Annotated in this window: 19 protein-coding genes; 10 read left to right on the top strand and 9 right to left on the bottom strand. The window is 61.8% G+C overall.

Features of this window, described 5'->3' with window-relative positions; translation table 11 throughout:
* Window positions 1-48: 48 nt before the first annotated feature.
* The 3 genes from ACSV9I_RS17145 to ACSV9I_RS17135 form a co-directional block, all read right to left on the bottom strand.
* Window positions 49-258, bottom strand: a complete 210-nt coding sequence (locus tag ACSV9I_RS17145) for a cold-shock protein (protein WP_025427963.1) — start codon at window positions 256-258, stop codon at window positions 49-51.
* A gap of 309 nt (window positions 259-567) precedes the next feature.
* A complete protein-coding gene (gene xseA / locus ACSV9I_RS17140) occupies window positions 568-2,193 on the bottom strand; it encodes an exodeoxyribonuclease VII large subunit (protein WP_438330067.1) in 1,626 nt (541 codons plus the stop codon).
* A 105-nt stretch (window positions 2,194-2,298) separates the two neighbouring features.
* Window positions 2,299-4,134, bottom strand: a complete 1,836-nt coding sequence (locus ACSV9I_RS17135; protein WP_438330066.1) for a hypothetical protein — start codon at window positions 4,132-4,134, stop codon at window positions 2,299-2,301.
* Between the two features lie 154 nt (window positions 4,135-4,288).
* On the opposite strand from ACSV9I_RS17135, the gene ACSV9I_RS17130 reads away from it, so the two are divergent.
* Window positions 4,289-5,308 (top strand): glycosyltransferase, encoded by a 1,020-nt coding sequence (locus ACSV9I_RS17130; protein WP_438330065.1) that lies wholly within the window; start codon window positions 4,289-4,291, stop codon window positions 5,306-5,308.
* Window positions 5,305-5,679, top strand: coding sequence for a GtrA family protein (locus ACSV9I_RS17125; RefSeq protein ID WP_438330064.1), 375 nt, complete (start codon window positions 5,305-5,307; stop codon window positions 5,677-5,679). Before ACSV9I_RS17130 ends, ACSV9I_RS17125 begins: the two co-directional genes overlap by 4 nt.
* 15 nt (window positions 5,680-5,694) lie before the next feature.
* Here the strand turns inward: ACSV9I_RS17125 and ACSV9I_RS17120 are convergent, their stop codons facing one another.
* On the bottom strand, window positions 5,695-6,681 hold the full coding sequence (locus tag ACSV9I_RS17120) for a Gfo/Idh/MocA family protein (RefSeq protein ID WP_438330063.1): 987 nt from the start codon (window positions 6,679-6,681) through the stop codon (window positions 5,695-5,697).
* 191 nt (window positions 6,682-6,872) lie between these two features.
* On the opposite strand from ACSV9I_RS17120, the gene ACSV9I_RS17115 reads away from it, so the two are divergent.
* The 4 genes from ACSV9I_RS17115 to ACSV9I_RS17100 all read left to right on the top strand — a co-directional run bounded on the left by ACSV9I_RS17115 (window position 6,873) and on the right by ACSV9I_RS17100 (window position 9,966).
* Window positions 6,873-7,433: an isochorismatase family protein gene (locus ACSV9I_RS17115; RefSeq protein ID WP_054156347.1), complete on the top strand. Its 561-nt coding sequence runs from the start codon at window positions 6,873-6,875 to the stop codon at window positions 7,431-7,433.
* Window positions 7,434-7,447: 14 nt separating this feature from the next.
* Window positions 7,448-8,416: a GlxA family transcriptional regulator gene (locus ACSV9I_RS17110; protein ID WP_438330062.1), complete on the top strand. Its 969-nt coding sequence runs from the start codon at window positions 7,448-7,450 to the stop codon at window positions 8,414-8,416.
* 148 nt (window positions 8,417-8,564) lie between these two features.
* Window positions 8,565-9,515 carry an aldo/keto reductase gene (locus ACSV9I_RS17105; RefSeq protein ID WP_438330061.1) on the top strand — a complete coding sequence of 317 codons (951 nt, stop codon included), beginning with the start codon at window positions 8,565-8,567 and terminating at the stop codon, window positions 9,513-9,515.
* A gap of 4 nt (window positions 9,516-9,519) precedes the next feature.
* Window positions 9,520-9,966 (top strand): N-acetyltransferase family protein, encoded by a 447-nt coding sequence (locus tag ACSV9I_RS17100; RefSeq protein ID WP_438330060.1) that lies wholly within the window; start codon window positions 9,520-9,522, stop codon window positions 9,964-9,966.
* Window positions 9,967-9,972: 6 nt separating this feature from the next.
* Here the strand turns inward: ACSV9I_RS17100 and ACSV9I_RS17095 are convergent, their stop codons facing one another.
* Window positions 9,973-10,863 (bottom strand): LysR substrate-binding domain-containing protein, encoded by an 891-nt coding sequence (locus ACSV9I_RS17095; RefSeq protein WP_438330059.1) that lies wholly within the window; start codon window positions 10,861-10,863, stop codon window positions 9,973-9,975.
* Window positions 10,864-11,010: 147 nt separating this feature from the next.
* On the opposite strand from ACSV9I_RS17095, the gene ACSV9I_RS17090 reads away from it, so the two are divergent.
* Complete coding sequence (locus tag ACSV9I_RS17090) at window positions 11,011-12,006, top strand: aldo/keto reductase (protein WP_438330058.1); 996 nt, start codon at window positions 11,011-11,013, stop codon at window positions 12,004-12,006.
* Window positions 12,007-12,009: 3 nt separating this feature from the next.
* Here ACSV9I_RS17090 and ACSV9I_RS17085 read toward each other — a convergent pair whose 3' ends face one another.
* On the bottom strand, window positions 12,010-12,759 hold the full coding sequence (locus tag ACSV9I_RS17085; protein ID WP_438330232.1) for a helix-turn-helix domain-containing protein: 750 nt from the start codon (window positions 12,757-12,759) through the stop codon (window positions 12,010-12,012).
* Between the two features lie 281 nt (window positions 12,760-13,040).
* Here ACSV9I_RS17085 and ACSV9I_RS17080 point away from each other — a divergent pair, with 281 nt between their 5' ends.
* The 3 genes from ACSV9I_RS17080 to ACSV9I_RS17070 all read left to right on the top strand — a co-directional run bounded on the left by ACSV9I_RS17080 (window position 13,041) and on the right by ACSV9I_RS17070 (window position 15,453).
* On the top strand, window positions 13,041-13,955 hold the full coding sequence (locus tag ACSV9I_RS17080) for a DMT family transporter (RefSeq protein WP_438330057.1): 915 nt from the start codon (window positions 13,041-13,043) through the stop codon (window positions 13,953-13,955).
* 162 nt (window positions 13,956-14,117) lie between these two features.
* Window positions 14,118-15,140, top strand: coding sequence for a ribosome small subunit-dependent GTPase A (rsgA, locus tag ACSV9I_RS17075; RefSeq protein WP_438330056.1), 1,023 nt, complete (start codon window positions 14,118-14,120; stop codon window positions 15,138-15,140).
* 151 nt (window positions 15,141-15,291) lie between these two features.
* A complete protein-coding gene (locus ACSV9I_RS17070; protein WP_438330055.1) occupies window positions 15,292-15,453 on the top strand; it encodes a hypothetical protein in 162 nt (53 codons plus the stop codon).
* Window positions 15,454-15,584: 131 nt separating this feature from the next.
* On the opposite strand, the gene pheT is transcribed toward ACSV9I_RS17070, so the two are convergent.
* The 3 genes from pheT to ACSV9I_RS17055 are packed head-to-tail and all read right to left on the bottom strand — an operon-like array spanning window position 15,585 to window position 19,974.
* Window positions 15,585-18,008: a phenylalanine--tRNA ligase subunit beta gene (gene pheT, locus ACSV9I_RS17065; protein ID WP_438330054.1), complete on the bottom strand. Its 2,424-nt coding sequence runs from the start codon at window positions 18,006-18,008 to the stop codon at window positions 15,585-15,587.
* A gap of 12 nt (window positions 18,009-18,020) precedes the next feature.
* Window positions 18,021-19,106, bottom strand: a complete 1,086-nt coding sequence (pheS, locus tag ACSV9I_RS17060; protein ID WP_438330053.1) for a phenylalanine--tRNA ligase subunit alpha — start codon at window positions 19,104-19,106, stop codon at window positions 18,021-18,023.
* Window positions 19,099-19,974 carry an RIO1 family regulatory kinase/ATPase domain-containing protein gene (locus tag ACSV9I_RS17055; protein WP_438330052.1) on the bottom strand — a complete coding sequence of 292 codons (876 nt, stop codon included), beginning with the start codon at window positions 19,972-19,974 and terminating at the stop codon, window positions 19,099-19,101. The genes pheS and ACSV9I_RS17055 overlap by 8 nt, the downstream gene beginning before the upstream one ends.
* Window positions 19,975-20,064: the final 90 nt, after the last annotated feature.

Here is a 20,064-nt window from a genome sequence, read left to right as displayed (position 1 = left end):
GGCAGTGCCAGTACATCCGTGGTCAAGGGAAAGCAGATCCCGGATCTATCAGGCAGCCTGCAGGTTGCAAGCAGACATCTTGCCCGACTTGTTGTCGCGCTCCATGTCGTAGGCAATCTTCTGGCCTTCGACGATTTCGCGCATTCCGGCGCGCTCGACGGCAGAGATGTGGACGAAAGCGTCCGGGCCGCCGTTGTCAGGCTGAATGAAGCCGAAGCCCTTGGTGGAATTAAACCATTTAACTGTGCCAGTGGTCATGATGAACCCTTTCATAGCGCATAGATTTCCGACAGCGCGACTGCACTCCGGACAGAATAACGATTTTTGAAAGGAAGGTTCGCTCAAAGCGCTTGTGCGCGGTAACCAAATCTAGGCAAACAAATATCGACAAGCCCTACATAAGAGACAATCCAGCAAAAGTCAACCTTCAGTCGTGGCTTTGAGAATTTCCGCAGCTTCGCCTTGTTTCTTCATTCCAAAAGCGGATTTTTTCTGGCTCTTTTCGTCAGAAATCCGAGAAATATTGAGTGAATTCGCAGAAAATCCAGAAATTTCGGTGACTCAGCGTCAGAAAAGACTGCCTTGGCCGGCTGGTGGCTCAGCCTTTCTCGCCGGTTTCGGTCCGGCTCCAGACTTTGCGGACGATGGCCCGAAAGCCTGAGAGGGCGACGGTTCTGGCGGCATGACACCTTCACCGGCCACCGCCTGGACGCGACCGTCCGAGAATTCGATGGCGATCGACTGCCCATGCGACAGCTCTTCTGCACGCGAGACGGGTCGGTCATTTTCGTCGCGGATAACAGCATAGCCGCGCGCCAGAACATTCTTGTAGGACAAGGACTGCAAAACGCGATCCTGCGAGACAAGCGACTGGCGCGCCCGGCGCAGGTCATTCGCCATGGCGCCATCGGCCCGGCGGCCGAGGCTTTCCAGCCTGTCCTTCGAGCGCTCTGTCATCGCCTTCAGGCGGGCAGGCACAGCCGTCAGCGTTGCATCATAGCGGCCGAGACGCGCCTTGTGGCGCTCAATCAGCCGCTCGACGATGCGCTCGGCAAGCGTGGCCCGCTCCAGAACCCGCTGCCGGCGCTCCACCAGCCGGCGCGCCAGCATGTCCGGAGACAGCTTGGCCGCGGCACGCTCGAAGCTGCGACGCTTGTTCATCGTGTTCAGCTCAAGGCCGCGGCCGAGCCCGGTTGCCGCCTCGTCAAACCGACGGCGCGGCAGGGCGAGAAGCTGGTCGAGCGAGGGCAGCGCCCGAACCAGCGCGCGCAGGTTCTGGCGTCGATGATCCATCTGGCGACTGATCGCACCGGAGAGGCGCGCGCCCAGGGTGGCGATCTGTGCTTCGAGTTCCGCCTTGACCGGAACGGCCATTTCCGCAGCCCCCGTCGGGGTCGGCGCACGGACATCCGCCGCATAATCGATCAGGGTCCAGTCGGTTTCATGACCGACCGCCGAAATCAACGGGATCTCGCTTGCCGCTGCTGCTCGGACGACGGCCTCGTCATTGAAGCTCCACAGGTCTTCCAGACTGCCGCCGCCACGGGCGACAATCAGCACGTCGGGACGCGGGATATCCCCGGCTTCATCCAGGGCATTAAAGCCCCTGATGGCATTGGCCACCTCATCCCCGGAACCCTCGCCCTGCACTTTGACGGGCCAGACCAGCACATGCACGGGAAAGCGGTCGGAGATGCGGTGCAGGATATCCCGGATGACGGCACCTGTCGGTGAGGTGACGACGCCGATGGTCTTTGGCAGGAAGGGCAGCAATTGCTTCGCAGCCGGATCGAAGAGGCCTTCTGCGGTGAAGCGGCGCTTGCGCTCCTCGATCAAGGCCATCAGTGCGCCGGCACCGGCGGGCTCGAGCTGTTCGATGACGATCTGATACTTGGACGAGCCCGGGAAGGTGGTGATCTTGCCCGTGGCGATCACTTCCATGCCCTCTTCAGGCCGGTACTTCAATTTCGAGAAGGAGCCCTTCCAGATCACCGCATCAATGCGCGCCTTGTCGTCCTTCAGGCTGAAATAGGCATGACCGGAGGAATGCGGGCCGCGATAACCAGAGATTTCGCCGCGCACCCGCACGTGATCGAAAGCCGTCTCGATGGTGCGCTTGATCGACCCCGACAGTTCCGAAACGGAGAATTCGGTGAGATTGGTCGGCGAATCGCTGTCGAAAAAAGTGCTCATGATCGAGCAATAGCCGAAATGGTCGCGTGTTTCAGCCCGATCTGACCGGCGGATAGCCGATTTCCAATGCCACGCTTTCCCAGAGAGTGCTCTATAGCCGTCGCCTCAGGGCAGCACGACACGATAGATCTGCAAGCTGGTTTCGCCCTTGACCGTGATGGGCACGAGATAGGCGGGCACCACACCCCGACCGAGCGTGGCGTAAAGACCATCCGGCTTGGTTTCGGCAATCCGCTGCGTCTGGCCCTCGTCGGGGCAGAATGCCAGGATGCCGGCCTTGACGCCGCGCAGAAAGGCAGGCGCTTCTTCCGGCGTTGCAAGGCCGATATGGATCTCGGTCAGCATGCCGGCCTGATTGCGGTGATACGGCCCCGTCAATGCGCGATGATGGGTGAAGCGCAGGATCTCGGCGCCGTAGTCGGAAGGTGCCACGACCAGGGTCGCAGGCTCCCTGGCAAGCGCTGCAAACGCATCCGGCGTCTCGCAGGCAGGCTTCGCCTCGACGGCCGGTTGAGTGGCGAAAATGTCCTTCAAGCGGCTCGACACACCTGCCGTGCCTTCCGCTACCATTACGCCGCCGAGGCCCCAGACGCTCGGCACAGAGAGAAAGGCCGTCAGGGCGAAAAGCAGTCCAGCTCCCAGATGCTCCGGTTGATCATTGGCCTTGCCGCGCAATTCTGAGATCAGCAGCGCGAGGGGCGGGATTGCCAACAGGTTGGCGAAGATACCACCCCGGACCTGTACCAGCGCAACGAGGAAACTCACGAACAAGAGTGCCAGCAGGATACCATGCTGCACGAGGCGGTCCCCGTCCACGACACGGAAGACACAGACCGCGATCGCAAAGAAACCGACGGCATAGAAGACACCGATCGTCGCCGGCTCTTCCGCCAGCTGGGCAAAAAAGGATCGCGCCTCGATGACGCCATTGAGCCACAGCGTATGGAGCAGTGGATCGAGCTCATTCAGCGGGTTCTGCAGGCATTGCGGCGCGACGAATATGGCAGCGCCCGCCACCAGAAGGCCAATTCCCGCCAGCACTGCGAAGCGTGGGGTCAATCCAAGCGCGCGCGGCAGGAAGGAAGCGGCAAACAGCAATCCCGTGCCCACGGCCAGAATCGCGTAGTAGCCGATCGACAGGCTGTCGCAGGTGACAACGGCATAGTGCTGCGGTGGCACGGTCGCGACGAAAAGCAATGACAGCCCAAGGAGCAGGGCAAGCGAAAAGGCACGAGCAGCCGCAGCAAAGACCGGCCCGTAAAGGCCCCACAACACGGCAACGATGGCGCAGACGACGGCGATCAGCGGCGTCGTTTCTGCCCCGATGGCGAGCGCTGCCGCACAGGCGAGACCGGCCACAGCGTAACTTGGGCCCGCTCGGCGCGGATCGAGCAAAGCGGCCGCGATGACCGCGACAAGGACCAGTTGCAGATTGTGGTGATCGATGGCACCCGGCAGGAAGCGGTTGCTGGTGATGACGAAGACCGCTGTCAGCATCAGGGCAACATGGACGGTCACGGCCGTTCCGATACGCCGGCCGGCAACGGCCATGGCGATCATCAACGGCGCTACCAGCAGAAGCGGCCAGACGGCCAAAGCCACAGCTTCGGCCTGTTGCATCGGCAAGAACTGGGCGAAGAGCCGGATAAGAAGCATGATCGGCAGGTCGACCAGACGCGACCAGTGCATCAGCGTGCCGCCATCGGGCCCCAATCGATACTGCGTCAGGTCGAACCACCCTTGGCCGGCGAGGAGATCACGCACCTGAACGAGGCGCATGACGTCATCATTGTCCTCCCCCACGTAGTCGCGCATCGCGGGCAGATTGAGCAGGAGCACGATCCCGATGGTCAGGAGCACATAGGCTGCGGCAACCCAAGCGAGGGGCGCGGTCGGTGCACGACGAGCAGGGTCCGGGCCCAGTCCAAAGGGTTCAGCCATGGCGATTGTACTCCTCGCAGCGGCTCTTCTACGGCCTTGTCCTGCAATATTACGGGGCGTCCTGTTTGCCGAAACCTAGCCTTAACCTTCTCAAGAAATAGTAAAGCGACAGGCGGTCACCGGGATCGCCAGATATGTGACAGGTTTTGCGTTCATGAGTGCTTCGGCCGCCATCCAACCCGATATCGCCGTTCTTTTGCCCTGCTATAACGAGGCTGCAACGATCGGTCAGGTGGTGCGCGATTTTCGGAACGCGCTGCCGGACGCACGCGTCTATGTCTATGACAACAATTCCACCGACGGCACGGCCCTGACCGCCATGCTCGCTGGCGCCACCGTCGTGCGCGAGCGCCGCCAGGGCAAGGGCCATGTCGTTCGCCGCATGTTCTGCGATATCGATGCCGACATCTACATCATGGCTGATGGCGACGGCACCTATGGGCCTGCCGACGCCGAGGAACTTGTCCGCACGCTGATCACCGAGCGGGCCGACATGGTGGTTGGAACACGACGCGGCGTGCATGACGATGCCGGCCGTAACGGACATGCCTTCGGCAACCGCCTGTTCAACTCACTTTACCGGCTGCTCTTCGGCAATGACTTCACCGATATCCTCTCCGGCTATCGTGCCTTTTCGCGCCGTTATGTGAAGAGCTTCCCGGCTGTCTCTGGCGGCTTCGAGATCGAAACCGAAATGTCGGTGCATGCCTCTCGGCTGAAGCTGCCGGTCTGCGAGATCGAGCTCGACTACGGACGCCGGCCGGAGGGTTCGCACTCCAAGCTTTCGACCTTCAAGGACGGTTTCAAGATCCTCTGGATGTTTGCCATGCTGATGAAGGAAACGCGGCCCTTTGCCTTTTTCGGTCTGATCTCGGCCGCCCTGATGGGGCTCAGCCTCGGCTTCATGATGCCGGTGCTGTTTGAGTTTTTCACCACGGGCTTTGTTGCCCGTGTGCCGACCTGGATTCTCGCGGTCACGCTGATGCTGACCTCATTCCTGTCGTTCACTGCAGCGCTGATCCTCGATTCCGTCGCGCGGTCCCGGGCCGAGCAACTCCGGATCCACTATCTGACCCTGCCCTCCCTGTCACAGCTGTCTGCCCCGCCGAAAGTGCAGACAACACAGCCGAAGCGGGCGCCGAAAACGAAGTCCGACACGTCGCGGGCCGCATGACCAAATTCCTGCGCTTCGCCATTGTCGGGGCCACGGGTTTCGCGGTCGATATGGGCGTGCTCTGGCTGTTGCTCACTTTCACGCCGATCGGCCCGCTGGCCGGCCGGGTGATCGCGATTGCGCTTGCCATGATCGCGACCTGGCAGCTCAACCGGAACTTCACTTTCGGAGCCTCGAAGCGCACCATCGTCGTCGAGGGTTTTCGCTACGGCTTCATCGGGGTGATTACGTCGATCGTCAATTATGGCGTTTATGCGGGGCTGCTCATCGCCGCCCCGCTGCTCAGCCCCTATGCGGCTCTGATCGCCGCCTCAGTGGCGGCGATGCTGTTCAGCTTCTTCGGCTATTCACGTTACGTCTTCCGGCGCTGACGCTTCAAATGCCGGTCAGACCGGCTCCCAGCCATCCTTGTCCGCTGCGCGATAGATGGCGTCGATCAGCTTCTGGTTCGCCTTGGAGCTTTCCAAGGTCACCACCTCGCCGGTCGTTCCCGCCACGGCCCGGGCGAATGCTTCTGCTTCCAGCTTGTACTGACGGCTGTCGGGGAAGCGGAAGATTTGCGAGACATTGTGGCCGCGATTGGTCAATTCGATTTCCTCGGCACCCCAGCGATCGGCATTGAAGGGGGACTTGACCTCGATGAAACCATCCGTGCCGTGGAAGACCATGAGCTGGCGGTTGGCCATCTGGGTCGAGACGTAGAAGTTCAATTCAAAGTCCGAGAAGTCTGCCTTGACGCTGGCATAGATGTCCGTGCCGAAATCCGGATCGCGCTCGATGGTCGACTGGACGCGCACCGGCTCCTTGCCGGTGACGAAGCGCGTCGTGATCGTCGGATAGACACCGATATCGGGCAGCGCGCCACCACCAAGTTCAGGGATGTTGCGCATGTTGCCGGGGTCGCGATTGAAGTAGGTGAAGGAGCCCTGCACCATCTTCAGCGTGCCGATGGCGCCCTCGCTCAGAAGTTCGCGGACCTTCAGCCAGACGGGGGCGTACGTCACCATGTAGGCTTCCGTGATCAGCACCTTGTTGCGCTCGCGCGCCGCGATGATCTCGTCGATCTCGGCCGCCTTCAGCGCAATCGGCTTTTCGCAGAGCACGTGCTTGCCGGCATTGGCGGCCTTGATCGCCCATTCGACATGCTGCGAGGTCGGCAGCGGAATGTAGACAGCATCGATGACGTCCGAGGCCAGCATCTCTTCGTAGGAGCCAAAGGCATGCGGCACGGAGAAGCGGTCTGCCATCGCCCGGGCCTTGGCCAGATCGCGGCTTGCCACCGCCGTGACGACGGCATTTTCCGCGTCCTGAATGGCGGGAACGACGAGTTCTCGGCCGATCTTGGCCGTCGACAGAATTCCAAAACGCAGCATCGCAAATCCTCCTCAAGATGTCGGGGCGGACATTAGGGGAAGGCTTGACGAGGCGCAATGTCGTTCGGGAAGGCAAGCGAAATCCAGGAACACAGGCGTGACCGAAAATGTCCGCGTTTCGTCCGGCCTGCGCATGGTGGCTCATTTCCAGAGCTTTATGCTAGTCTCCATCACAACGACAGGAGACAAATATGTCCGCTCACGACACAGCCCTCATCGTGATTGATGTGCAGGAGAGCTTTCGCCATGCCCACTACTGGGACGGATCAGAACTTGACGCCTACCTCTCAAGGCAGCAAGCCCTCATCGACGGAGCGAAGGCTGTCGGCATGCCCATCGTGCAGATTTTTCACGTCGGCAAAAATGCGCCCTTCACGCTAGAAGGCGGCCTCGTACGCACGATGGATGGAATTGCGCTTGCGCCCGATGTGACGTTTCACAAACACGTCCATTCGGCCCTGGTCGATACGAGCCTTGAGACCTGGTTGCGGGAACGAGGCATCCGCCGGGTCATTGTTTCAGGCATCCGCACCGAGCAGTGCTGCGAAACCACCACCCGACACGCATCCGATCTCGGCTTCAAGGTTGACTTTGTCACCGAGGCAACGCTGACCTTCCCGATGACGCATGCCTCTGGCCACGTCTTCTCGGCGCAGGACATCCGGATCAGAACCGAACTGGTTCTCGCCGGCCGCTTTGCCCGGATTGCCACGGTCGAGCAGGCGCTCGCACCGCTTGCCACACAAGGCTGAGACGGAGACCCAAGATGGAAGTGATCCCGGTTCTCATTCTCGTGCCGCCAGACACGCTGCTGATCGATATTGCCGGTCCGCTGGAGGTGTTGCGCTACGCGAACCAGGAGCAGGACCGGGTGCGCTTCGACTACCACTACATCTCCGCCGAGCGGCGCCAGCAAACGTCGATCGGGCTCTTTCTCGATGGGCTGGAGCCTCTGCCGGACAGACTGCCGGGGAATGCCGTTCTCGTCATTTCCGGCAGTCTTTCGGTCGGCAAGGGCGAGATGATGCGCGATCCCCAGCTGAAAACCCTGACGCGCTGGCTTGCCGGCAGCGTGCGGCATGACACCCGGCTTGTCACGATCTGTTCGGGCGCGCTGCTCGCCGCCGCAGCAGGTCTCATGGAAGGGTATGAGTGCACCACGCATTCCGATTGTCTTGGCACCCTGCGCCAGCTCGCTCCGACAGCGACCGTGCTCGAGAACCGCCTTTATGTGGAGGATCGACATCGCTTCTCCAGCGCCGGGATCTCAACCGGCATTGACCTCATGCTGCATATTGTAAGCCGTTTTGTCTCGCCGCAGGCCGCACTCGCCGCAGCCCGCAAGATGGTGATCTATCTCAGACGCAGCGGTCAGGATCCGCAACTGTCGCCGTGGCTGTCAGGACGCAACCACATCCATCCGGCAATCCATCGGGCACAGGATGCCATTATGGCCGACCCGGCACGGCAATGGTCGCTTCAGGGACTGGCTGAAATCGCCCATCTCAGCGAACGGCACCTGTCTCGCCTCTTCCGCGAGCATGTCGGGCAATCCGTTGTCGACTACATCAACCTCATGCGCGTGACGCTGGCGCAAGAATTGCTCAAGCAATCGAGGCTCGACATGGAGAGCCTGGCGCTGCGGGCAGGCTTCGCCTCGTCCCGTCATATGCGTCGGGTTTTTTCCCAGCACCACGGCGTGCCGCCCAGCCAGTTTCGCAAGACGGCGAATTGAGCCGATCCGTCGCGAATTGCGGACCGTGGCGGCGCTGGACCGCGCGCTGTCGGGACAATCTCGCTTGTGCATCGATCAGTGCTTTTGAATGGTGTCTTCGAGCTCTTCTTGCTAGCGTTCCCTGCCCCCGATCCATTCCGAGGATTTCATGCAGAAACGTGCACTTGGCCGAACAGGCCTCTCTATCGCCCCCGTCGTCTTTGGCGGCAATGTCTTTGGCTGGACAGCGGATGAGAAGACATCCTTTGACCTGCTGGATCGCTTCTTCGACGCAGGCTTCAACACGATCGACACGGCGGATGTCTACTCCGCCTGGGTCGACGGCCATAAGGGCGGCGAGAGCGAGACGATCATCGGCAAGTGGCTGAAGCGCGGGTCTTTCGCGCGCGACAAGGCGATTATCGTGACCAAGGTCGGCTTCGACAACGATGGGACCAAGACTGGGCTTTCGGCCAAATGGATCGAGCAAGCCGTCGAAGGCTCGCTGAAGCGGCTCGGAACGGACTATATCGACCTCTATCTCGCCCATAAACCCGATATCGAAGTGCCGATCGAGGAGACGCTCGAGGTTTTTTCGCGGCTGAAGGACCAGGGCAAGATCCGCGCCATCGGCTGCTCAAACTATGAAGCCAGTGAACTTCAGGCCTCGCTTGATGCAGCAGCGCGGGACGGACTTCCGCGCTTCGACGTTCTGCAGCCGGAATACAATCTCTACACCCGCGAGCGGTTCGAAGGGCCGATCCGGGATCTCTGCCTTGCCGAAGACATTGGCGTCATCAGCTACTACGCGCTGGCCGCCGGCTTCCTCACCGGCAAGTATCGCGCCAAGGCCGATACCGAAGGCGCTGCCCGTTCCTACCGCGTCGGCGACTATCTCGACACACGCGGCCTCGCGATCCTCGGCGCCCTTGATCAGGTAGCCGCCGAAACCGGGATAAGTCCTGCAACAGTCGCCATCGCCTGGGTCGCGGCACGGCCGGGCATCACCGCACCGATCGCGTCTGCCACCAGCCTCGGCCAACTCGAGAGCCTGATCGCTGCCGGGCAACTGGTTCTGACGGATGCGCAACTCGCCCATCTCAACGACGTCGGAACCTGATGTCATGGCGCTTGTTATCCGCGATGCCATCGCCGCCGACGAGGCCAGCTGGCGTGGCCTCTGGAGCCAATATCTGACCTTCTACAAGGTGGAGCTTGCCGAGGACGTGACCGCCCATACCTGGGCCCGCATCCTTGATCCATCCTCGCGTGTTGCCATGCGGGTGGCGGAAGTCGACGGGGTACTGGCCGGTTTCGCCATACACCATTTCCACGATTCCACCTGGGTCAAGACGCCGGACTGCTATCTGGAGGACCTGTTCCTCGATGCCGCATTTCGTGGTCGCGGCATCGGCCGGGCGCTGATCGACGATCTCATCGCGATGACAAAGGCAAAGGGCTGGTCACGGCTCTACTGGCATACCGACCGGGGCAATGAAACGGCGCGCAAGCTTTATGACACTTACGCAGTGGAAGACGGCCATGTCCGCTATCGGCTGAAGCTTGGTTGACCGCTCTCAGCCGCGCCAGTGGAAGAAATCGATGAAGGCGCGCAGCGCCGGGCGCATCTGGCGGTGCTTCGGATAGTAAATCGAGAACCCATCGAAGGGCGGGCACCAGTCTTCCAGCACCCGGATCAGACGGCCCTCTCCGATGTCCGTCTCAACCCGGGCGTCGAAGATGTAGGCAAGGCCAGCGCCGTCTATTGCGGCGCGGCGCATCAGGGTCTGGTCGGACAAAATGAGGCTTCCGCGCACATCGACGGAGATAGCGCGGCCATCCTTCTCGAACTCCCAGCGATAGATGAGGCCGCTTGAAAAGCGCCGGCGAATGCAGATGTGGCTTGAAAGGTCGCGCGGGTGAAGCGGCCTTGCATGCTCCATGAAATAGCCGGGCGCTGCGACGACAGCACCGCGCCAAGGTCCACTCACCCTTACGGCGACCATGTCGGCCTCCAGATGTTCGCCGAGGCGCAGACCCGCGTCAAAGCCCTTCTCGACAATATCCTCGAAACGGTCGTCTGTGACGATCTCAAGCTCAATCTCGGGATAACGGCGGGAGAATTCGCCGAGGCGCGGCGCTATCACGTCCTGCGCCGCCAGAAGCGGCATGGTGATCCGCAAGGGACCGGCAGGATGGCCGCGTTCATCCGAAAGGGCTGTCAGCGCGGTCTCGATATCGGCAAGCGCTGGCCCCAAGATCGCGAGAAGCCGGCGTCCTTCCTCGGTCGGGGCGGCGCTGCGGGTGGTGCGCGCCATCAGTCGCAGACCAACGCTCCGTTCCAGCGCCGAGATCGCATGACTGACCGCCGAGGGGGCAATGCCGAGTTCTGCGGCGGCTGCGCGAAAACTGCCGTGTTGAGCCACGGATGCCAGCACCGCCAGTTGCGAAAGTTGAGTCCGGTTCATTGTTCGAATTTATAGATCAACACATGACGATTTACACCCATTTTCAGCATTGAGACTGAACCCTACATTGCGCTTGTCTGCTGTGTCGGTTCGAGCCGGCATGGTACATTCACATTTCAGGTTCACGTCCTAAAGGAGGCTGTCATCATGCAGTCACGCCGTCTCGGTTCCCTCACCCCCTCCGCCATCGGCCTCGGCTGCATGGGCATGAGCCATGCCTATGGCACCAATCTGGAGGAGGCTTCCGCCCAGGCGCTTATCGACCGCGCAGTCGAACTCGGCGTTACCTTCTTCGACACGGCCGAGGTATACGGTCCCTTCACCAATGAAGAACTGGTGGGCAAAACGCTCGGGCGGCACCGCGACAAGGTGCTGATCGCCACCAAGTTTGGCTTCACCATTGGCGACGCGGAAAAGGCGGAACGCCCTTCCGGGCTCGACAGCCGGCCGGAGCATGTCCGCGCCGTCGCAGAAGCGTCCCTGAAACGGCTCGGCATCGAGACGATTGATCTTTTCTACCAGCACCGCGTCGATCCTGATGTGCCGATCGAGGAGACGGTCGGGGCGATGGCAGACCTGGTGAAAGAGGGAAAGGTGAAGGCCCTGGGCTTGTCCGAAGCCAGTGCTGCAACTTTGCGTCGGGCCCATGCGACCCATCCGATTGCTGCCATCCAGAGCGAATACTCGCTGTGGACCCGCGACCCGGAAACGAACGGGGTTTTCGAGACCTGCCGCGAACTAGGTATCGGCTTCGTTCCTTTCTCTCCGCTCGGGCGGGGCATGCTGACCGGCGCCTTGAAGGATTTGTCCAAGCTCGGTGCAAACGACTTCCGCCGGGGCCTGCCGCGTTTCGACCAGGAGAATTTCGACGCCAATCTGGCGCTGGTCACCGCTCTGGAAGACATGGCCGCCGACAAGGGCGTCACAGCCGGACAGCTGGCACTGGCCTGGGTTCTGGCCCAGGGCGATTTCATTGTGCCGATCCCCGGCACCACCAAGATCGCCAATCTGGAAAGCAATGTCGCGGCGACCGCGATCACGCTCACACCTGACGAAATGACGGCGCTCGGCTCGATTGTCGCGCCCGACAAGGTGGCCGGTGCTCGCTACAACGAAGCGATGTCGAAGATGGCTGGTCGGTAACGATCAGCCGCTGCCCGTCACGCTGCGGCGATAGGCAGACGGCGTCGTCCCGGTCACGCCCTTGAACATCCGTGTCAGGTGGCTCTGGCTGCTGAAGCCGCAGATCGCGGCGATCTGAGCGATCGGTTCGCCGTCGGCCAGCATCTGCCGTGCGCGGTCGATGCGACGGTGAAGGATGAAGCCGTGGGGTGAAACCCCACAGCTGATCCGGAACATCCGCTGCAGATGGAATTCGCTCAGATCTGCGATCCTCGCCAGATCCTGCAAGCTGATCGAGCTGTCGAGGTTGGCCTCGATATGGTCGATCAGCCGGCGGCGCATCGCCGGTGCAAGCCCGCCGCGCAACGTGATCCGCTTTTCGCCGCCATAGCGCGGATCGCCGAAGAGATCGCCGACCACCGATACCAGCGCCTGCTCGGCCAGGAGCCTCTCGCCTGTGCGCGTCGCCCGCGCCAGCTGGCCCAGCGCGCCTGCAAGATGCGGTGCCTCGTCAAAGGTGGCTTCCGGGATCACCATCAGCCGCGCATCGCGATCAAAGGTCTCGGCAAACAACCGGCGCAATTCCTCGTCCGAGACATAGAGGTGGATGAATTCGAACCGGTCGGTGATTTCCCATTGCGAGGACGCACCCTGCGGCATGACGCAGAGCGCGCCGGGCCAGCCATGGATCGAGCCTGCATCCAGCCGCCGCGTCCCGTCGCCGCCCTCCAGATAACAGCTGAAGGTGTGGCCATCATTGCGCTCGTAGCTCATCCGGTCATGGCTGTTGCGCCACAGGGCACTTGCCCGTCCCTGCCCCAGGTCGAGCGCATCCAGCCGCTCGGCGCGGGGCGAGGCGGATAGCGAACTGAAGACGGAAGAGGCGTGCAGCATTCGAAGGCCCAGATGATCAGAGGCACACTCTAGCGCAACCGCGCCTCGGCGGCACGGTCAAATCGGGTGTTTGCTCTCGCCTGGTCCATGTTCACCGCAAGATCGTGCAAGAACTCCGAAGTGTCGCGGCGCTAGGTGTCGTCCATCATCAAGGGACGCTCATGACCAACTTCCTGCTGTTTTCCTCCACCGTGCTGATCTGGGGCACGACCTGGATTGCCATTGCCCTGCAGATCGGTCCGGTGCCGGTTCTGGTCTCGGTGTTTTACCGCTTTGCCACCGCGGCGTTGATCTTTCTTGTCGTGCTCATTGTCATGGGTCGCCTGAAGGTGCCGCCGCTGCGCCAGCAACCCTTCATCCTTGCCCAGGCGCTCTGCCTGTTCTGCTGCAACTTTCTCTGCTTCTATCACGCCGCAAGCTACGTCCCCTCCGGCCTGATCTCAGTCGTCTTTTCGCTGGCGACGATCTACAATGCCGTCAACGCCCGGATTTTCTTTGGCGACAGGATCAGCCCGCGCACGCTTCTGGCTGCTGCGCTCGGCGCCACCGGGCTGGTGCTGCTGTTCGGCATGGATATTCTGGTCAGCATGAATCCCGACAGCTGGAAGGGCATCGGCTTGTCTGCCCTCGGCACGCTTTTCTTCTCGCTTGGCAATATGGCGTCCCGGCGCAACAGCGCGGATGGCGTCCCGCCAATCACGGCCAATGCCTGGGGCATGAGCTACGGTGCTCTCACCCTGTTTGCCCTGATCCTCGGGACCGGAACTCCGATCGTAGCACCGCCGACCGCCACCTATCTCGCCGCCATGCTGTACCTCGCCGCCATCGGCTCCGTCGTCGGCTTCACCACCTATCTGATGATGGTCTCCCGCATGGGCTCACAAAAAGCCGCCTATGCGACCGTCCTCTTTCCCGTGGTGGCGCTTACGCTGTCGAGCCTGTTCGAGGATTATCACTGGACGCCACTCGGCGTGCTTGGCCTGATGCTGACGCTGGCCGGCAATGCGGTGATGTTTGCAAGGCTGCCGATGCGCCGTCCCGTGCTCGCTGCGGAAGCGGTCGATCTCAAGGGCTAATGGCGCGGGTCCCGACGCGGGAACGGCATGAGGGTGCCATTCTCCGGGACCGGGCAGATTTCACGCGTCAGCCGGCGCAATCTGCGCTAAGAGAGGCCTCAACGCCTTGTCCAAAAAACTGAAAGCGCCCATGGCCCCACGTTTTCATCCCGTGATCTGCCCTTGACCGGCCTTACCGACACCAAAGCACTTGAGCGGCTCGGTTTTTCCGCCTTCTTCACCGATCAGGTGACAGCGGAAGAAGCCGACCTTCTGGTTCGCCGCATTTCGTCCGTGCACCGTGACCGCCTCGACGCGATCGATGGCAGCGGTCCGGTTGCGATCGAACTTCCGCCCAACAGCAATACAGCAGACTATGCCGTCGGCGACTGGGTCCTGGCCTCGCCCCATACCAGCCTTGTGGTGCGCCGGCTCGATCGCCAGACCGTGCTGCAAAGACGCACCGAAGGCGCCTTCGGCCAACAACTGGCTGCCGCCAATGTCGATACGCTGTTCATCGTTACCTCCTGCAACGCGGACTTCAACGCCTCGCGGCTCGAGCGCTATCTGATCATGGCAAACGAGGCCGGCACGCGCCCGGTGATCGTGTTGACCAAGGCCGACATCGTGGATGATGCCTCCGTCTTTGCCGATGAGGCGAAGGCGCTGCAGCGCGACCTTCCTGTTGTCATCGTCAATGCCCGCACGCCCGAGGCCTTGGAACCTTTGAAGCCCTGGTGCGGGCCTGGCCAGACCGTTGCCTTGGTTGGTTCGTCCGGCGTTGGGAAATCGACGCTGGTCAACACGCTGGCCGGTCCGGATTCCGAAACCTCGCAGAAAACCGGTGCGATCCGCGAACATGATGCCAAGGGCCGTCACACCACGACGGCGCGCTCCCTGCACGTCATCGCAGGCGGTGGCTGGGTGATCGACACACCGGGTATTCGCACGCTCTATGTGAGCGACGTGACCGACGGGATCGACACGCTGTTTGCCGAAATCACCGACCTTGCGCCGGATTGCAAATTCCGCGATTGCTCGCATTCCCACGAAAAAGGCTGCGCCGTGCAGGCCGCAATCAAGTATGGTTCGCTTGATCCGGCGCGCCTCGATCGCTGGCGCCAGTTACAGGCGGAGAACCGGGAGCGCACGCCCGTCTATACAGGGCCCAAGGGCAACAAAAAGCTGGGCAAGAAGAAGTATTGAGTTTTCGCTTCAGGCACCCCACATAGAGGTTCTGGACGACGCCCTTCGCACGCGTCGCGCGGGCTCCACACTGGCGAGCCGCTTTTCCCCGTTCAACGCGACATCACTGGCTTCGGCGTCCTGCCGGAGCGTTTTCGGATTGGAGACCATCATGGCAGACGACAAGAACACGGCCGTCGCGGCCCAGGCTTACGAAGCCATTCCCTTCGCCAAGAAGCATCGCATCTCGGTCGAAGACGCCAAGGAGATCCTGGCCAAGCACGGCACGGACCGCAAGTCCGCCGACAAGGAAGGCCGTCGCGTCAGCCTCTAAGGCCTGATGTGATAAGCCCCCTTCCGGTCCTTGGCCGTAAAGGATTACCAAGCCAGATCAAAAAGCCCTTTCTCCGGAATACGGAGAAAGGGCTTTTTCTTGTTTGGCATGGGCTGCCTGTCGGCAACCGATCAGGCGCGCAGCGTACCACCCGTCGACTTCTCGACATTGCCGACGATCTTCTTCGTCAGCGCATCGAAATCCTCGTCGGTCAGGGTCTTGTCGCTCGGCTGGATCAAAACCTCGATCGCCACCGACTTCTTGCCTTCACCAACGGATGCGCCTTCGAAGATATCGAAGACATTGACGCCCGTGATCAGCTTGCGGTCGGCGCTGGTCGCCGCCTTGATGATCGCGCCGGCTTCGACCGCCTTTTCGACAACGAAGGCGAAGTCGCGTTTGACCATCTGGAAGGGCGAAAGCTCCAGCGCCGGCTTGGTGCGGGTCGCCTTCTTCTTCGGCTCCGGCAGGGCATCGACATAGATCTCGAAGCCGCAGAGGGTGCCTGACACGTCGAGCGCTTCCAGCGTCTTCGGATGGAATTCACCGAAGGTGCCGAGGATGACCTTGGGGCCGGCCTTGATCGTGCCGGAACGGCCGGGGTGATACCATTCGGGGCCACCCTGCTCGATCTGCACATTGCTCATTGGAATGCCGCAGGCTTCGAGCACGGCGAGTGCATCGGCCTTGGCATCGAAGACGTCAACCGGCTTGCCGCCGCCCTTAGCGCTGTTCGACCAGGAGCGACCGGCACCGGCCATCGAGGCCGTGCCGCGACGCACGCCGCCAGCCACGCGACGCTGCGTCTCGGGCGTATCGCCTTCATAGGTGCCGGAGACTTCGAAGATGGCCACATCGCCAAAGCCGCGATCGGCATTGCGCTGGGCTGCCGTCAGCAGGCCCGGCAGAAGCGAGGGACGCATGTCCGACATGTCGGCGGCGATCGGGTTGACGAGCTTCAATGCCGGCTTGCCGCCGCCAAAGAGCGCAGCCTGATCGGCCGGAATGAAGGACCAGGTCACTGCTTCCATCATGCCGCGCGACGCGAGCGCCCGGCGGGCGGAGCGCGTGCGGATCTGCAGCGTGGTCAGGATCTTGCCGTTCACCGAGCCGGTGGGCGGCAGCGGTTCCGGCTTGATGTTGTCGACGCCATGCATGCGCATGACCTCTTCGACGAGATCCGCCTTGCCGTCGACATCAGGGCGCCAGGAGGGAACGGAGACCTTGGCGGCCTTGTCGTCGCCCGAGAGGATCTCGAAACCGAGGCCGGTCAGGATCTGGCGGGATTCGTCGTTGGAGACGGTAAGGCCCGTCAGCCGCTTCACTTCCGCGAAGGGGAAGTCGACGACCTTCTTTTCGTGGCCCTTATAACCTTCGACCTTGGCCGCTGCAGCCGTGCCGCCGCACATTTCAAGAACCAGCTCGGTCGTGCGCTCCAGACCCGGGATCATGTATTCCGGGTCTACGCCACGCTCGAAGCGATAGCGCGCATCGGTGATGATGCCATGGGCGCGGCCGGTCTTGGCGATGTTGATCGGATCCCAGAGCGCCGACTCGATCAGCACGTTGACGGTGTTTTCGTCACAGCCCGAATGTTCACCACCCATGATGCCGCCGATCGATTCCGGACCGTTGTCGTCAGCGATGACGACGTTGTTCGGGTTCAGCTTGTAGGTGCGGGTGTCGAGCGCGAGGATTTCCTCGCCCTCCTTCGCCCGGCGAACCACCAGCGCACCCTTGACCTTGTCGGCGTCGAAGACATGCATCGGACGGCCCTGGTCGAAGGTCATGTAGTTGGTCACGTCGACCAGCGCGGAGATCGGACGCAAGCCAATCGACAGCAGGCGCTGCTGCATCCACTTCGGGCTCGGACCGTTCTTCACGCCGCGCACCAGGCGATAGGCGAAACCGGGGCAGAGATGGTCTTCGAGCTCCAGCTTGACCTCGACCGGAGTGTCACCCTCGACCTTGAATGCCGGTGCCTTCGGCGCCTTGAGCGTGCCAAGACCGGAGGCTGCGAGATCGCGGGCGATGCCAAAGACGCTCGTGCAGTCCGGACGGTTCGGTGTCAGGTTGATCTCGATGACCGGATCGTCGAGGCCGGCATAGGACGCGAAGGAGGTGCCAACCGGCGCATCCTCAGGCAGATCGATGATGCCGTTGTGGTCGTCGGAGATGTTGAGCTCCTTTTCGGAGCACATCATGCCATGGCTCTCGACACCACGGATCTTGCCGACGGAGAGCGTGACATCGATGCCCGGCACATAGGTGCCCGGACGCGCCAAAGCGCCGATCATGCCGGCGCGGGCATTCGGTGCGCCGCAGACGATCTGAACCGGCTTGCCGTCGCCTGCATCAACCGAGAGCACCTTCAGACGGTCGGCTTCCGGATGCTTCTCGGCCGTCAGGATCTTGGCGATGACGAAGGGTTTGTAGGCCGCCTTGTCATCGACATCCTCAACTTCGAGGCCGATCGCCGTCAGGCGCTCGCAGATTTCCTCGAGCGAGGCGTCGGTTTCCAGGTGATCCTTGAGCCAGGAGAGTGTGAATTTCATGTGTCTATCTCCTTAAACGCTCAGACCGCCAAACAGCGTCGGCACGTCGAGCGGGCGGAACCCATAGTGGCTCATCCAGCGCACATCGGCGTTGAAGAAGTCGCGCAGATCCGGCATGCCGTATTTCAGCATGGCGATGCGGTCGAGGCCCATGCCCCAGGCGAAGCCCTGGTACTCGTCCGGATCGAGACCACCGGCGCGCAGCACATTCGGGTGCACCATTCCGCAGCCGAGGATTTCCATCCAGTCCTTGCCTTCGCCGAACTTGACGATCGGGCCCGAGGAGCGGTCGCACTGGATGTCGACTTCGAAGCTCGGCTCCGTGAACGGGAAGAAGGACGGGCGGAAACGCATGGTGACGCTGTCGACCTCGAAGAAGGCCTTGCAGAATTCTTCGAGGATCCAGCGCATGTGGCCGACGTTTGCGGTCTTGTCGATGACGAGGCCTTCGACCTGATGGAACATCGGCGAATGGGTCGCGTCCGAATCCTGGCGATAGGTCTTGCCCGGGATGACGATGCGGATCGGTGGCTTCTGCGCCTCCATGGTGCGGACCTGCACAGGCGAGGTGTGCGTCCGCAGCACCTTGCGCTCACCATTCTCGTCCGGTGACAAGAAGAAGGTGTCGTGCATCTCGCGGGCCGGATGGCCCTCGGGGAAGTTCAGTGCGGTGAAGTTATAATAGTCGGTCTCGATATCCGGACCTTCAGCAATCGAGAAGCCCATGTCGGCGAAAATCGCGGTGATCTCATCGACGATCTGGCTGATCGGATGGATGCGCCCGCGCTCGGCCGGCGAGGAGCGCACGGGCAGCGACACGTCCAGCGTCTCTGCCTTCAGGCGCGCGTTGATCGCGGCATCCTTCAAGGCGCTCTTGCGCGCCGTGATCTCGTCGGTGACTTCGGTCTTCAGCGCGTTGATCGCTGCCCCCCGGGTCTGGCGCTCTTCCGGCGTCATCGAACCCAGCGTCTTCAGGAGTTCGGACACAGAACCCTTCTTGCCGAGGGCGGCCACACGCACGGCCTCGATTGCCGGCTCGTCGCCGGCTGCGGCGATCTCCGCCAGAAGCTGTGCCTTCAATGCGTCTAGTTCAACCATCTTGTCCTGCCTTGGCGATGTTCGAGCCCTCTGCCGCACCCAGCGGAGCCCTTGTCAGAAATTCTGTTGCCATGATGAAGCGTCGCAGATCACTACCCATGTGAACGCGGCCGATCAACCGGGCGAGCGGCAAAATTCGGCCGATCACACGTGTCAGGCCGCGCAATTCGCGCAGGGCCGCTGCGGGCGCATGCTGCGACCACGCTTCTAGCGCCTGCGGGCATGTCCGGTGCGGCTCAATCGCCACAGAGGACACGACGAGGAAGTAGAGCAGCACGTCCCGCGCCTGTGCCATTGGAAGCGGCATGGCCGAGGCCGGGTCTTCTTCGAAATCCATGAAGCCGACCTCGCCGTCGCGGAGGAAGAAATCGCGAACATGCGGACGGCCGTGACAAAGGCCATTGGCATGGACGCGGCCCAGCGCCTCCGCCGCCTGCACCAGCAACGCATCATGGGCTGCCGGATCCTCCTGTCGCAAGACCTTGAGCCGATGCGCGAGCGTCAAGCCCGCATCGTCCATCACCATGGCCGTTTTCGATGCATAAAGCACCGTCGGCACGGGAAAACCCTTTGCGGCGAAAGCCTTCATTCGTGCCATTTCCCGTGCCTGCATCGCCTCTGGTGCAAGCTGCGGCGAAGGACGAAGGTAGGGAATTCTCAAAAGGGCAGCGGCCAAACCCTGCAGGGGAACGAGGACGGGCAGAACCTTGCTCCCCTGGCGCTTGATCCACAGGCGGCCGCGCGGAAGGTCAAGACATTGCACCCTGCCGTCACTTGAGACGAGGGCCCTCAGGACTTCAGCGATTTCGTCGTCGGTTAGCTCGGCGCCACTTGTCAGCGCACCAAAACTTTCACCCAGATAGGCCATCTCCAACCCCTGCCACCCTCGCGGCATAAGAAAAACCCGCGCTGGTTTCGCCAGCGCGGGTTTCCCAAAATAATCGATAAAGTTCGGGAA

It is taken from the genome of Rhizobium sp. G187 (genome assembly GCF_051549525.1).
In the GTDB taxonomy this organism is placed as follows: Bacteria; Pseudomonadota; Alphaproteobacteria; order Rhizobiales; family Rhizobiaceae; genus Allorhizobium.
Note: the sequence above shows the minus strand (reverse complement) of the source record. Positions and strands in the feature narration are given on the sequence as shown.

Excerpts from the sequence above, each read along its gene's own strand:
- xseA (WP_438330067.1), bottom strand. The coding sequence starts at position 2,193 with ATGAGCACTTTTTTCGACAGCGATTCGCCGACCAATCTCACCGAATTC.
- ACSV9I_RS17085 (WP_438330232.1), bottom strand. The coding sequence starts at position 12,759 with ATGAGCTACGAGCGCAATGATGGCCACACCTTCAGCTGTTATCTGGAG.
- ACSV9I_RS17125 (WP_438330064.1), top strand. The coding sequence starts at position 5,305 with ATGACCAAATTCCTGCGCTTCGCCATTGTCGGGGCCACGGGTTTCGCG.
- ACSV9I_RS17070 (WP_438330055.1), top strand. The coding sequence starts at position 15,292 with ATGGCAGACGACAAGAACACGGCCGTCGCGGCCCAGGCTTACGAAGCC.
- ACSV9I_RS17095 (WP_438330059.1), bottom strand. The coding sequence starts at position 10,863 with ATGAACCGGACTCAACTTTCGCAACTGGCGGTGCTGGCATCCGTGGCT.
- pheS (WP_438330053.1), bottom strand. The coding sequence starts at position 19,106 with ATGGTTGAACTAGACGCATTGAAGGCACAGCTTCTGGCGGAGATCGCC.
- ACSV9I_RS17055 (WP_438330052.1), bottom strand. The coding sequence starts at position 19,974 with ATGGCCTATCTGGGTGAAAGTTTTGGTGCGCTGACAAGTGGCGCCGAG.
- ACSV9I_RS17130 (WP_438330065.1), top strand. The coding sequence starts at position 4,289 with ATGAGTGCTTCGGCCGCCATCCAACCCGATATCGCCGTTCTTTTGCCC.
- ACSV9I_RS17145 (WP_025427963.1), bottom strand. The coding sequence starts at position 258 with ATGACCACTGGCACAGTTAAATGGTTTAATTCCACCAAGGGCTTCGGC.
- ACSV9I_RS17110 (WP_438330062.1), top strand. The coding sequence starts at position 7,448 with ATGGAAGTGATCCCGGTTCTCATTCTCGTGCCGCCAGACACGCTGCTG.
- ACSV9I_RS17080 (WP_438330057.1), top strand. The coding sequence starts at position 13,041 with ATGACCAACTTCCTGCTGTTTTCCTCCACCGTGCTGATCTGGGGCACG.
- ACSV9I_RS17115 (WP_054156347.1), top strand. The coding sequence starts at position 6,873 with ATGTCCGCTCACGACACAGCCCTCATCGTGATTGATGTGCAGGAGAGC.
- ACSV9I_RS17100 (WP_438330060.1), top strand. The coding sequence starts at position 9,520 with ATGGCGCTTGTTATCCGCGATGCCATCGCCGCCGACGAGGCCAGCTGG.
- ACSV9I_RS17135 (WP_438330066.1), bottom strand. The coding sequence starts at position 4,134 with ATGGCTGAACCCTTTGGACTGGGCCCGGACCCTGCTCGTCGTGCACCG.
- ACSV9I_RS17105 (WP_438330061.1), top strand. The coding sequence starts at position 8,565 with ATGCAGAAACGTGCACTTGGCCGAACAGGCCTCTCTATCGCCCCCGTC.
- ACSV9I_RS17120 (WP_438330063.1), bottom strand. The coding sequence starts at position 6,681 with ATGCTGCGTTTTGGAATTCTGTCGACGGCCAAGATCGGCCGAGAACTC.
- pheT (WP_438330054.1), bottom strand. The coding sequence starts at position 18,008 with ATGAAATTCACACTCTCCTGGCTCAAGGATCACCTGGAAACCGACGCC.
- ACSV9I_RS17090 (WP_438330058.1), top strand. The coding sequence starts at position 11,011 with ATGCAGTCACGCCGTCTCGGTTCCCTCACCCCCTCCGCCATCGGCCTC.